The sequence below is a fragment of the Streptomyces sp. NPDC022910 genome, assembly GCF_055561075.1.
In genome coordinates this window covers 1-11,709 of sequence record NZ_JBVHHL010000107.1, presented here as the reverse complement: position 1 = coordinate 11,709, position 11,709 = coordinate 1, and the positions used below count along the sequence as shown (strand labels likewise).

Here is an 11,709-nt window from a genome sequence, read left to right as displayed (position 1 = left end):
CCTGACCCTCGAAGAAGATCAGGATGATCAGAAGATCGCGAAGTGGGTCACCGTTCATCCGCCGATCAGCGGTCCGTTTTCACCCGTCGCCGAGAAGGGTGACGAACGCGTGGTGGAGGCCGTCGCGGATCTCTGCTGTCCGCTCTCGTTGATGTCAGCGATGGATGTCAGCCCGTCCCCGCCCTCTTGGCCCTGGACCAGTCGTCTTGGTGCTGTTCAGTCCAGGGAGTAGGACCAAAACGGGATCGTGGCGTACTCGTAGTCACCAGGGGCAGAGGCGGGCGCTGGTGGCGGAAGTCATACACGAGCAGCTCGCGGCTCCCGTCCCCTCCGATGATCACGGCGCCGGAAGGCGGCTCGTCAGCTCGGGCTGCCTCGTTGATGCCGGCCAGATCATCCAACGGGTCGAGCATGAGGTAGTCGCTGGTGGATGACCAACGGCCAGTGGTCGCCGAATCGTCGCCAACGAAGTCCTTGTAGTCCTGGGAAGGCTAATGCCGAGCCGCTGCTCGACTCTTCTGATCGCTTCCGACGACGAACCCATCGGTTGTCTGCTCCTGTTCCAGCCCTCGTAGCGCCCTGGCGGCTGCCGGATGGCCGGTGGCGGCCCAGTGGCGCTTACCACCTCGAACCCGCCCAGCGTCCCATCTGGCGCCTGTCAGCACGCCACGCGGTCGGCATAGCGACTGTGGCCGGGAGTTGCTTTGCCAGTAGCTCGACAGGTACCTTGCACCGCATGGTAGCTCCTGATGAACCACGTTCAGGGATCAGTCAACTCAGGAGGGGCGTACTGCAGTTCTGCGTCCTGGCGCAGCTGCGAGACCGTGAAAAGTACGCCTACGAGCTGGTGCGGGAACTGTGTGACGCGCACGGGCTGGTGACCAGCGAAGGCACGATTTACCCCCTGCTGTCCCGGCTTCGAAAGGACGAGTGGGTCAGCTCTTTCCTGCGCGAGTCCGAAGTCGGGCCGGCGCGCCGCTATTACACGCTGACGTCCGCAGGACGCCAAGCGTTGGAGAAGTTCACGAGCGACTGGACGCAGTTCCGAACAGCCGTCGACAAACTGCTGGACAACGAGGAGGACCATCGATGACTTCTGAGCGCAAACAGCTCATCGAGGAGTACCTAAAGCGCCTGGACAGCGCCTCGGTGGCTCTCGCGCCGCAGCGTCGTGCGGAGCTCAGAGAAGAGATTCGTGAGCACATCGACGCGGCTACGGACGAGGTGGAGATCCTGGACGCGACTGCCGTACGTGCCATCCTGGGGCGGCTGGGATCTCCGGACGAGATCGTCTCAGCCGAGCAGGGTCCGGCATCCACGGGCTCTACGCCCGCGGTCGTCCTTGCCCCTGCCCCAGCGGCTCACGTGGCTGAGACACAACAGCCCCTACTGGGCAGCACCAAGAACGAAGGGCCGGAACTGGCCGGCTCTCGGTCGCCGACGCCATCGAAGGCCAGGCGGCCCGGCAGGAAGATCTTCGTTCTCGGTGCAGCGGCGACGCTCACCATCTGTTTGCTGGCGCTGAGCTGGTGGGCCCTGCTGTCGTCGTCCCATCCAAACGACGCCATACACCAGCCCAGCGGGCCAACGGCTACGAGCACCCCCTAGCGGCAACGCGCCAGCGCGTCCACTCCACCTTGCGGGCCGCGCTGAACGCGGCGATCGCCCAGCAGCTCATCACCTTCAACCCGGCGGCCCACGTCGAGCTGGAGGCGGGCAAGCGGCCCAAGGCGCTGGTGTGGACGGACGAGCGCATCCTCCACTGGAAGCGCACCGGCGAGAAGCCGTCGTCGGTGATGGTCTGGACGCCGGAGCACACCGGCCACTTCCTCGACCACGTCGCGGAGGACCGCCTGTACGCGCTGTTCACCTGATCGCCTTTCGCGGGCTGCGGCGGGGCGAGGCATGCGGGCAGAAGTGGACCGACACCAACCTGGACGCCGGTCTCATCACCGTCGCCAAGGAACTCGTCGTGGACGGCTGGGAGGTGTACGAGGACGACCCCAAGACCGACGCCGACGCGCGGACCATCGCGCTCGACTCCGACACGGTCCAGGCCCTCAGGCGTCATCGCGCCCAGCAGGACAAGGACCGTAAGGAGTGGGAGAACGCCTGGGTGGAGACCGGACGCGTCTTCACCAAGGAGAACGGCGAGTTGCTCCACCCCGCCAACGTCACGCGACGGTTCATCGAGCTGTACGAGGAGATCGACCTCCCGCCGGTCCGGCTCCACGACCTCCGACACGGTGCCGCGACCCTCGCCCACGCGGCCGGGGCCGACCTGAAGGACATCCAGGACATGCTCGGCCACTCCTCGATCACCATCACGGCCGACACGTACACGAGCCTGCTGCCCGAAGCGGATCTGGCGATCGCCGAGGCCGCAGCCCGGCTCGTACCGCGCGCCCGCTCCACCTCCGAAACACCGCCTCCGAAGCGGAGGCCGAGCCCGACGACGCGGAGCATCCCTGCCCGGAGTCCGTGCCGGATGATGCTGATCCGTCGGGAGGAATTCCGGAGATCAACTCTCCGTCCGCTCACGCACCGCTCACGCAAACGGCCCCGGACGAGGAGTCCGAGGCCGAGTAGGAGCCCTCCCTGGGGGAGAAACCCCAGGTCAGAGCGGTAACGCGTTGTGCCCCCGGCAGGATTCGAACCTGCGACACCCGCTTTAGGAGAGACCCCATGGCCTCACCCGTCTGTGCCGGCCTTTCCCTGACTTCCCCGTTCCTGCTGTTCAGCGGGTTGCAGTCTTCCGTCCCTGCCTGATCGTTCCCTGCCTTTACACGGCCTTCCGTTCCCATGGCGTTCCCATGGGCGCGGCGGTCCCGTCGGGCGGTGATGCCGGGCACACCCTCTGGTGCGCCGGCTCGCTGACCGGCGGTGCCTGAGCGCCGCGCCGTTACGCTGAGGTCATGCGGACAGAGGCGATAGGCGACGGGGAACCAGGCGGCGATGCCGTGCGGGTGCTCGTGGTCGAGGACGACCCTGGTATCGCCCGCTCCCTGATGCGCGGGCTGACGCGGGCTGGATACGCCGCCGCCGGCGTGGACACCGGCAGCGGGGCGCTCGCCGCCGAGCCGGTGCCGGACGTCGTCCTGCTGGACCTCGGACTGCCGGACACGGACGGTGTCGAGGTCTGCCGGGCCCTGCGCCGGCGCTCCGACGTGGCCATCATCGTCATCACGGCCCGCGGTGAGGAAGGCGACCGGGTCTCGGCGCTGGACGAGGGCGCCGACGACTATCTGGTCAAGCCGTTCGGACTCGCGGAGCTGATGGCACGCATGCGGGCGGTGCTGCGCCGCACCCGGCCGGCCGCGCCCGAGGTGCTGCAGCACGGCCCGCTCGCTGTCGATCTGCGGACCCGCAAGGTCACGGTCGACGGCGTAGACGTCACGCTCACACCCAAAGAGTTCGACATCCTGGAGTGCCTGGCCACTGACCCGGGCCGGGTGGTCACCCGCCAGCAGATACTGGAACGGGTGTGGGACGCGCATTGGTACGGCCCGACGAAGGTGCTGGACGTGCACGTCGCCGCGATGCGCCGCAAGCTGGGCGTGCCGGGTTTGGTGGAGACGGTCTACGGGCGCGGGTTCCGGCTCGGTGGGCCGGCCGGTGGGGTCGACCGAGCGTGACCCGCCGTATCGCGCTGACTGTCCTCGCGCTGATCACCGTACTGCTGGTGAGCGCCGTGGTGCCGCTGGGCGTGCTGCTGACGGACCGGGAGGACGACTCGTTCAGGAGCGCCCTGGAGGCCAGTGCGCGCTCCGTGTCCGCCGCTGCAGAGGAGCACCTGTCCGACGGAAAGCCGGCGGGTTCGATGGACCGTCAGCTCCACGAGGCCGATCAGGACGGGGAGTGCGCGGCGGTCTACGACTCCGCGGGCCGGGTGATCGCCACGACCTCGTGCCCTGTCGCGGTCCCCGCCCACGAGGTGGCTTCCCTGATCCGGGAATCGCTCGCCGATCCCGGCACCCATGTGGCCAAGGCGGCGGACCGGCTGGTGGTGGGCACGTCCGTCGGCGACACTGACGACCCCGCGGGCGCGGCGGTGCTGAGCCGCTCCCTCGACCCGCTCCACGACCGCATCTTCGCCGTGTGGGGCTGGCTGGCCGGAACCGCCGCCGTGGTACTCGCGGCCGGGGCTTTCGTCTCGGTCCGGCTGGCCCGCTGGGTGGGGAGCCCGTTGAAGGCGGTGGACGAGACCGCTCAGCGGCTGGGTGAGGGCTCGTTGGAGGTGCGCGCGCCGGTGGGACGCGGGCCGCAGGAAGTGCGCCGGCTGGCGGCGTCCTTCAACACGATGGCGGGCCGGATGGAGGGACTCGTCCACGGTCACCGCACGGTGATCGCCGATGTCTCGCATCAGCTGCGCACCCCGCTGGCCGCGCTGCGGCTGCGCCTGGACGTGCTGGCCGAGGAGACCGAGGAGGGCGAGACGGCCGCGGAGCTGGCCGGTGCGCAGGAGGAGATCGCGCGGCTGTCCCGGCTGGTGGACGGGCTGCTCGCGGTGGCCCGTGCGGAGAGCGCGGTACCCCGGCCCGTGCGGGTCCGGGTGGACGAGGTGGTGGCCGAGCGGCGCGGGGCGTGGGAGCCGGTGGCCCGCGAGCGCCGGGTGGCACTGACCACCCGGTGCGACGCGGACCTGAGTGCCTTCGTCGGCGCCGGGGATCTGGAGCAGGTGCTGGACAACCTCATCGCCAATGCCGTGGACGCCGTCCCCGTCGGCGGCCGGGTGCGCATCGAGGGCACCACCGCGCCCGGCTCGGCCGGACAGCGCACCATGGTGCGGATCAGCGTGATCGACGACGGGCCCGGCATGAGTACGGCGGCACGCGCGGCGGCGTTCCGCCGTTTCGGCAATCCGGAGGCGAAGGGGAGCGGTCTCGGGCTGGCCATCGTTCACCGCCTGGTCACCGCGAACGGCGGATCCGTCCAGCTGGCGGAGACGTCGGGAGGCGGTCTGACCGTCGTCGTGGAACTGCCCCCCTTCCGCCGCGCCCATACCCGCGGCAACGGGCAGGCTCAGTAGCCACATCCGGATTGCCCTTTTTATACGCCCGGGATGCGTGGGCCCGGTGGGTCCGCGGGCTCCTCGTTCGTACCCGGATATGGCCCCCCACCTGGGGCGATGCACGCCTTTACCGGTTTTGAAGACTTTCTGAACGGGTCCTCGACGGGCCATGCCGGACGCTGGTGTGCAGACAGGTCCCCTTGATGCCCTTCCGAAGGAGCACCACGAATGTCGCAGCACGAGCGAGTATCCGGGGTCCGCGCCGCGCACAAGCGAAGCCAGGGCCTGCGGCGCGTTGGTCTCACCACCATCGGCGTCTCGGTCGCGGCCGCCGCCGGCTCCCTCGCCCTGGGCACCGGCTACGCCCAGTCGGTGCCGACCGCGGCGAGCGTCCCGGCCCAGCGTCCCGCCGCCACCTCGCCAACGACCGGGGACGACGGCGCGCAGCAGCCGTCGGCACCCTCGGCCGACCCGAACTCCGGCGACACCCGGCAGGGCACCTCGCCCCACACGCTGCGCCGGCCCGCGCAGCCCCCCACCGCCGTGCCTGCCCAGCCCGCGCCGGCCGCACCGCCCGTCACCTCCGGCAACTCATGACCATCACCGCCGCCGCTCCGGCGACGGTCAGCTTCCCGGCCCTGGGCACGACCGCGGTGCTGCTGGTCACTGATCCCGCCGCGCTGGACAACGCGCGGCGGGTGCTGGAGACCGAGCTGGCCGCGATCGATCTGGCCTGTAGCCGCTTCCGCGACGACTCCGAGTTGTCGCGGGCCAACGCCGCTGCGGGCCGCGAGGTAACCGTGAGCTTGTTGTTCGCCGAGGCGCTTCAGACGGCCTTCCGTGCCGCCGAACTCTCCGATGGCACAGTCGATCCCACCGTGGGGCCCGCGGTGTCGGCCCTCGGCTACGACCGGACCTTCGCAAGTGTGTGCCCCGAGGACGTCCGGCCGGCGGCCGTGGTCCGGCCGGCCGGCTGGCGCAGCGTCCAGTGGGATCCGGGCGAGCGGCGGCTTCGGCTTCCCGTCGGGGCCGGCCTCGACCTGGGTGCGACGGCCAAGGCGCTGTGCGCGGACCGCGCCGCGGCGCGTGCCGCCCGCGCCGTCGGCTGCGGTGTGCTGGTCAGCCTGGGCGGAGACCTGTCGGTGGCGGGTGAACCCCCGGAGCAGGGCTGGCAGGTGGGGATCGCCGACGACCACGCCGGGCCCTGGCATCCGGACGCGCCGGTCGTCGCCGTACGAGACGGCGGCCTGGCCACCTCCGGTGTTACCACCCGTACCTGGCGGCGCGGCGGCCGTACCCTGCACCACCTCGTCGATCCGGCCACCGGCGACGTCCCACCGCCCGTCTGGCGCACCGTCAGCGTCGCCGCGGCCAGCTGCGTGGACGCCAACACCGCGGCCACCGCCGCGATCGTCCGCGCGCAGGGGGCGCCCGACTGGCTGCGCCACCACCGGCTGCCCGCCCGGCTGGTACGGACCGACGGCAGCGTGCTCACCCTCGGCGGCTGGCCGCCCGATCCCGAACCCGGAGACTGAGCATGCACCCAACCGCCACCTTTCTCGCCGCGGGCCCCAGCCCCCTGTGGTTCGCCACGCGGGCGAGCGGCACCATCGCCCTCATCCTGCTCACGGCGACCGTGGTGCTGGGCATCACCGTCGGCGGGCAGTACGCGCCGAAACGGATCGCCAGGTTCGAGATCAGCGCGCTGCACCGCAACCTCTCGCTGCTCACGCTGGCGTTCCTCGTCCTGCACGTCCTGACCACTGTCGCGGACACCTATGTGAACGTCACGCTGCTGGACGTGGTGCTGCCCTTCGCCTCCTCCTACCGGACGCTGTGGCTGGGGCTGGGCACGGTCGCCTTCGATCTGCTGCTCGCCGTGCTGCTCACCACCGCCGTCCGGCTGCGCCTGGGCGTGCGGCGGTGGAAGACCGTGCACTGGCTGGCGTACGCGAGCTGGCCGGTGGCCCTCTTCCACGCCGCAGGCACCGGAACCGACACCAAGGTGTCACTGCAACTGCTGCTGTACGCGGCCTGCTTGCTGGCCGTCCTGGCCGCGGTGTGGTGGCGGCTGTACCGGGCCGGCCCCGGGCGGCTGGGCATGCGCCTTGCCATGGGCGCCGCCAGCGCCCTCGTCCCGGTGGTGCTGATCGCCTTCCTGACCACCGGTCCGCTGCAGCCCGACTGGGCACAGCGCGCCAGTGGTGCGGCACCCCGCGCCGTGCCGACCACCCATCAGCCCGCATCCGCTGACGCCGCAGAGAGGGGAGTGACCGAATGAACCGCGAACGGGAAGCCGACCCGGCGCTACGGCTCGGCGAGCAGGCGACCGGCCCGCATGGCAGTCGCCTTCTCAGCGGCTGGTTCACCACCGGTGCCCGGGCCGGCCTGACCGAACACCTCGCCGGCTACGGGCCCCCTCCGCTGCCGCAGCCCGGCCGCCCGGCCACGGCCCTGATCCGCGCGGTGGACGAGGCCGGGCTCACCGGCCGGGGCGGCGCCGCCTTCCCCACCGGCCGCAAGCTGCGCACCGTCGCCGAAGCCCGGGGCACCGCCGTCGTCATCGCAAACGGCATGGAGAGCGAGGCCGCCAGCCGCAAGGACTCCACGCTGCTCGACCTCGCGCCGCATCTCGTGCTGGACGGCGCCTCGCTGGCCGCCGCGGCCGTCGGCGCCGACGAGATCCACCTGTGCCTGGCCCGCACCCGCGAGACCCAGTTGCGTGACCTCGACGCCGCGGTCGCCGAGCGCGACCGGGCCGGGCTCGACCCGGTACCGATCAGGTTGCACGGCCTGCCCCACCATTACGTCTCCAGCGAGGAGACCTCCCTGGTGAACTGGCTCAACGGCGGCCAGGCTCGTCCCCTGCCCACTCCGCCCCGGCCGTTCGAGAAGGGCGTGGACGGCCGCCCCACACTGATCGACAACGTGGAGACACTCGCCCACCTCGCACTGATCGTCCGCTACGGGCCCCACTGGTTCCGCAGCGTCGGCCGTCCCGACGCGCCGGGCACCACCCTGGTCACCCTCTCGGGAGCGGTGCGCACACCGGGCGTCTACGAGATCCCGCTGGGCACGACGCTCGCCGCCATGGTGCAGACCGCCGGCGGCGCCACCCGGCCGCTGCGGGCCCTGCTGGTCGGCGGCTACTTCGGCAGCTGGCTCCCGGCCGACCAGGTCCAGAACCTGCCGTACACCAAACCCGATCTGGCCACCGCAGGCGCCGGACCGGGCGCCGGCGTGCTGTTCGCCCTGCCGGACAACGGCTGCGGCCTGTCCGAGACGGCACGGGTACTCGACTACCTCGCCAGGCAGAGCGCCCAGCAGTGCGGCCCCTGCCGGTTCGGCCTGCCCGCCGTGGCAGGCGACTTCGCCACGCTGGCCTGGGGCAGGCCGGACGCCGCACTGGTCGCGCGACTGCGGCAGCGCGCCGGCCTCCTCGCCGGCCGCGGCGCCTGCCGCCACCCCGACGGGGCCTCACGCCTGGCCGCGACCGCGCTGGAGGTCTTCGCCGACGAGGTCCACCGCCACCTGACCCACCGCCGCTGCCCCGGCGCCCAGAGGGCCCCGCTGCTCCACGTACCCGATGCCCCCGGACCCGAGCAGGAGGGCTGGCAATGAGCCATCAGCACATCCTGGGCATCGACCGCATCGCCTGCGAAGGCCGCGGCCTGTGCGGCGAACTCCTCCACGAACTCGTCGACCTGGACGAATGGGGCTACCCGATCATCCCGGACCCGACCGTCCCCGACCAACTGTTCACCCACGCCAAGCGGGCCGTGGCCGCCTGCCCGGTGCTCGCACTGCGCCTCGACCGTGTGGAACGCCCCCCAACCGATGACACCGCCGTGACCGCCACGGCCCGGGCCGGCTGATCCCTGAACGAGATCTTTGCAACCGCCCGGGCAAACTGCGGTCTGCCCCCAAGCGCGAATGGAAGGACACTCCGTGGCCTTGACCCACCTCGCGGAGCCCACCGACCCGCAAGCACACCCGCAGGGCGCCGCCCCTGAGGCCGAGGGCCCGGAGGGCAATGAGCGGCTGACCGCGCTGACCGGCGCCGTCCTGCTGCTGCTCTTCGCCGCCCAGGGCATCACCCTCCTGTCCATGCACACGCTGCTGTACTGGCACTTCTTCATAGGCCTGCTGTTGATAGGCCCGGTCGCCCTCAAGATCGGCACCACCGGCCACCGCGTCATCCGCTACTACACCGGCCACCTGGTCTACCGCCGCAAAGGCCCGCCCGCCCCGCTGCTGCGGGCGCTCGGGCCCCTGGTGGTCGCCACCAGCGTGGCCGTACTGGCAACCGGAGTCGCACTGGCCCTGGTCGGCCGGACCGTGGGGCCCTTCCCGGTCCTGCTGCTGCACAAGGCGAGCTTCTTCTGCTGGGCGGCGGTGATGACCGTCCATGTCCTGGCACATGTCTGGCGGCTGCCCCGGCTCATCGCCGCCGACCTGCGGCGCGGTTCGGCCCGGCACGGCGGGCGGCGCCTGCCCGGCGCCCGGGCCCGCTGGGCGCTGCTGGCCGCGGCCCTGGGCGTCGGGTTCGTCCTGGCGCTCCTCGGCGCGCCGCTGGCCGCCCAGTGGTAGCCGCGGCCTGATCGCTCACGACCTCGGCTCGGCCGCCGGCGGGTGCAGCGGCAGCTCCATCCGGAGCAACGAGCCGCCCGGCCGTTCGGACACCACGGTGAGGCCTCCGCCATGACACTCGACGATGGCGCGCACGATGGCCAGGCCGAGCCCGGTGCCCGTGCGACCCGACGACTGTGGCTGGCCGCTCCCGTCGTCGGCCCGCGACCGGGCGAAACCGATTCCGGCGTCCTCCACGTCGACCACGGGCCGACTCGGCCGGGGGAAAGGTCTGAACAGCGGTAGCAGCGCCTGCGTAGCCGTAACGCCTGAACCGTGAAGGGCCAGCTGCGCGGGCGGCACGCGCCGCAGCGCGGTCCTCGCACAGCGCCTTGGCCGTCGCGCCCAGGTCGAGGCTGGCCCCGACGGGAAGCGCGACGGCGCGGGCGGCACTTCTTCCTCGACGTTGACGGTCCACTTGGATGCGCGCCGTGCCGCGCCGCGGGAGGGCATCGGGGTGCAGTCCGTCACTCGAACGGTCCAGCCGGAGCGCGTACGGCTTCTCTCGGGTGCTCGCCGGTGCTCAGCTACCTGGGACGTGGATGTCCATCGGTGGAGGCGTCATGCGGTCCCCGTCCAAGCTGCCGTGTATCGCCCTGATGCTGATCCTTGCCGTCGGTACCCTGATGAGCGGCTGCACCAGCGACCAGTCCCCGTCGCCGATGATGTCGTCCCCGTCGCCGGCGCTCTCGTTCGCGGAAGGCTCTCCGCTCAAGGGACCGGCGCAGTTGGTCAGCCACAATGGGCTGCTTCGGGCGGACCTCGTCGTGGAGAAACGGCGCGTAGACCTGGGTGGGCACATGTTGTGGGCTTTCACCTACAACGGCAGCTACATGCCGCCCACGCTGCGGATCCGGCCGGGGGACAAGATGGAGCTGGCCTTCAAGAACACGCTGAACGAGGTCACCAACCTGCACGTTCACGGGCTCCACGTGTCACCGAGCGGCAACGCCGACAACATCTTCCTCCACATTCATCCAGGCCAGACGTTCCGTTACTCGTTCCAGTTCCCCGGCACCCTGCGAGCCGGCACCTACTGGTACCACCCGCACCCGCACGTCACCTCCGCACCGCAGGTCGCCGGGGGCATGTCAGGCATCCTCATCGTCGACGGCCTGCAGCAGTACCTTCCGGCGAACCTGCGCCACATCACCGAGCACGTCATCGCGCTCAAGGACTTCCAGCTCCACGGCGACGCGATCAAGACCCAGAACCTGCACATCGGGGCGCCCACCCACCGCACCGTCAACGGCCAGCTGAACCCGACCATCCGCATCCGGCCGGGCGAGACCCAGTTATGGCGGCTGGCCAACATCAGCGCCAACATCTACTACAACGTCCACCTGCAAGGACAGAAGTTCCATGTCATCGCCCACGACGGCACCCCTGTCGACCGCATCTGGACGGCGGACTCGCTGCTCCTTGCGGCTGGGGCCCGCTTCGACGTGCTCGTACAAGGAGGCCCGGCCGGCCGCACCCAACTGCAGACACTCGCCTACCAGACCGGGCCAGGCGGCAACTCCTTCCCGCAGACGACCTTGGCCACCCTGGCCTCCCAGGGACCTTCGATGCCGCCGGCGGCCTTGCCCACCACGCCGTTCGCGCCCACGGTGGATCTCAGCCACGAGCCGATCGCCACACGGCGCACCGTGGTGTTCTCCGAGAACAAGGCCGGCACCAAGTTCTACATCAACGGCAAACAGTTCGATCCGAACCGGGTGGACATCCGGGCCAGGCTGAACACGGTCGAGGAGTGGACTGTGGTCAATGAGAGCAACGAGGAACACTCCTTCCATGTGCACACCAATCACTTCCAGCTGATGAGCATCAACGGTCGCCTGCACCACGGTCACGGCTTGCAGGACGTCGCGAGTCTTCCCGCCAAGGGCCGGTTCGTCATCCGGATGCACTTCCAGGACTACACCGGCAAGACGGTCCTGCACTGCCACATCCTCAACCACGAGGACCGGGGCATTGTCAATCCCCTGGTTTCGTAGAGACCTCTCCTATGCGGCCTGGCACCTCTGGTCGCTCTTCTTGCGTGCTTCGGTGATGGTCCGTTCGAACTC

General features: G+C 70.6%; 13 protein-coding genes and 1 pseudogene. 13 read left to right on the top strand and 1 reads right to left on the bottom strand.

What is annotated here, in order from left to right; genetic code table 11:
* The 12 genes and pseudogenes from ACZ3TS_RS41385 to ACZ3TS_RS41330 all read left to right on the top strand — a co-directional run.
* Window positions 1–232 (top strand): hypothetical protein (locus ACZ3TS_RS41385; RefSeq protein ID WP_467627973.1); only part of this gene is annotated, 232 nt, incomplete at its 5' end.
* Between the two features lie 504 nt (window positions 233–736).
* Window positions 737–1,093 (top strand): PadR family transcriptional regulator, encoded by a 357-nt coding sequence (locus ACZ3TS_RS41380; RefSeq protein ID WP_467627970.1) that lies wholly within the window; start codon window positions 737–739, stop codon window positions 1,091–1,093.
* Window positions 1,090–1,608, top strand: a complete 519-nt coding sequence (locus ACZ3TS_RS41375; RefSeq protein ID WP_467627967.1) for an HAAS signaling domain-containing protein — start codon at window positions 1,090–1,092, stop codon at window positions 1,606–1,608. The genes ACZ3TS_RS41380 and ACZ3TS_RS41375 overlap by 4 nt, the downstream gene beginning before the upstream one ends.
* Window positions 1,609–1,610: 2 nt before the next feature.
* Window positions 1,611–2,589 (top strand): annotated as a pseudogene (locus ACZ3TS_RS41370) (site-specific integrase); the annotation flags it as partial.
* A 326-nt stretch (window positions 2,590–2,915) separates the two neighbouring features.
* Window positions 2,916–3,635 (top strand): response regulator transcription factor, encoded by a 720-nt coding sequence (locus ACZ3TS_RS41365; protein WP_467627964.1) that lies wholly within the window; start codon window positions 2,916–2,918, stop codon window positions 3,633–3,635.
* Window positions 3,632–5,029, top strand: a complete 1,398-nt coding sequence (locus ACZ3TS_RS41360) for a HAMP domain-containing sensor histidine kinase (RefSeq protein ID WP_467627960.1) — start codon at window positions 3,632–3,634, stop codon at window positions 5,027–5,029. The genes ACZ3TS_RS41365 and ACZ3TS_RS41360 overlap by 4 nt, the downstream gene beginning before the upstream one ends.
* A 210-nt stretch (window positions 5,030–5,239) precedes the next feature.
* Complete coding sequence (locus ACZ3TS_RS41355; protein ID WP_467627957.1) at window positions 5,240–5,608, top strand: hypothetical protein; 369 nt, start codon at window positions 5,240–5,242, stop codon at window positions 5,606–5,608.
* Window positions 5,605–6,546 (top strand): FAD:protein FMN transferase, encoded by a 942-nt coding sequence (locus tag ACZ3TS_RS41350; RefSeq protein ID WP_467627954.1) that lies wholly within the window; start codon window positions 5,605–5,607, stop codon window positions 6,544–6,546. Before ACZ3TS_RS41355 ends, ACZ3TS_RS41350 begins: the two co-directional genes overlap by 4 nt.
* A gap of 2 nt (window positions 6,547–6,548) precedes the next feature.
* Window positions 6,549–7,292 (top strand): ferric reductase-like transmembrane domain-containing protein, encoded by a 744-nt coding sequence (locus ACZ3TS_RS41345; protein ID WP_467627952.1) that lies wholly within the window; start codon window positions 6,549–6,551, stop codon window positions 7,290–7,292.
* Window positions 7,289–8,632 carry an NADH-ubiquinone oxidoreductase-F iron-sulfur binding region domain-containing protein gene (locus ACZ3TS_RS41340; protein ID WP_467627949.1) on the top strand — a complete coding sequence of 448 codons (1,344 nt, stop codon included), beginning with the start codon at window positions 7,289–7,291 and terminating at the stop codon, window positions 8,630–8,632. The genes ACZ3TS_RS41345 and ACZ3TS_RS41340 overlap by 4 nt, the downstream gene beginning before the upstream one ends.
* Window positions 8,629–8,886 carry a ferredoxin gene (locus tag ACZ3TS_RS41335; RefSeq protein WP_467627946.1) on the top strand — a complete coding sequence of 86 codons (258 nt, stop codon included), beginning with the start codon at window positions 8,629–8,631 and terminating at the stop codon, window positions 8,884–8,886. The genes ACZ3TS_RS41340 and ACZ3TS_RS41335 overlap by 4 nt, the downstream gene beginning before the upstream one ends.
* A 73-nt stretch (window positions 8,887–8,959) precedes the next feature.
* Window positions 8,960–9,601, top strand: a complete 642-nt coding sequence (locus ACZ3TS_RS41330) for a hypothetical protein (RefSeq protein WP_467627944.1) — start codon at window positions 8,960–8,962, stop codon at window positions 9,599–9,601.
* Window positions 9,602–9,616: 15 nt separating this feature from the next.
* On the opposite strand, the gene ACZ3TS_RS41325 is transcribed toward ACZ3TS_RS41330, so the two are convergent.
* Window positions 9,617–9,847: an ATP-binding protein gene (locus ACZ3TS_RS41325; protein ID WP_467627941.1), complete on the bottom strand. Its 231-nt coding sequence runs from the start codon at window positions 9,845–9,847 to the stop codon at window positions 9,617–9,619.
* Between the two features lie 356 nt (window positions 9,848–10,203).
* Between ACZ3TS_RS41325 and ACZ3TS_RS41320 the strand changes: the two genes are divergently transcribed.
* Window positions 10,204–11,637 carry a multicopper oxidase family protein gene (locus tag ACZ3TS_RS41320; RefSeq protein WP_467627939.1) on the top strand — a complete coding sequence of 478 codons (1,434 nt, stop codon included), beginning with the start codon at window positions 10,204–10,206 and terminating at the stop codon, window positions 11,635–11,637.
* Window positions 11,638–11,709 lie beyond the last annotated feature (72 nt).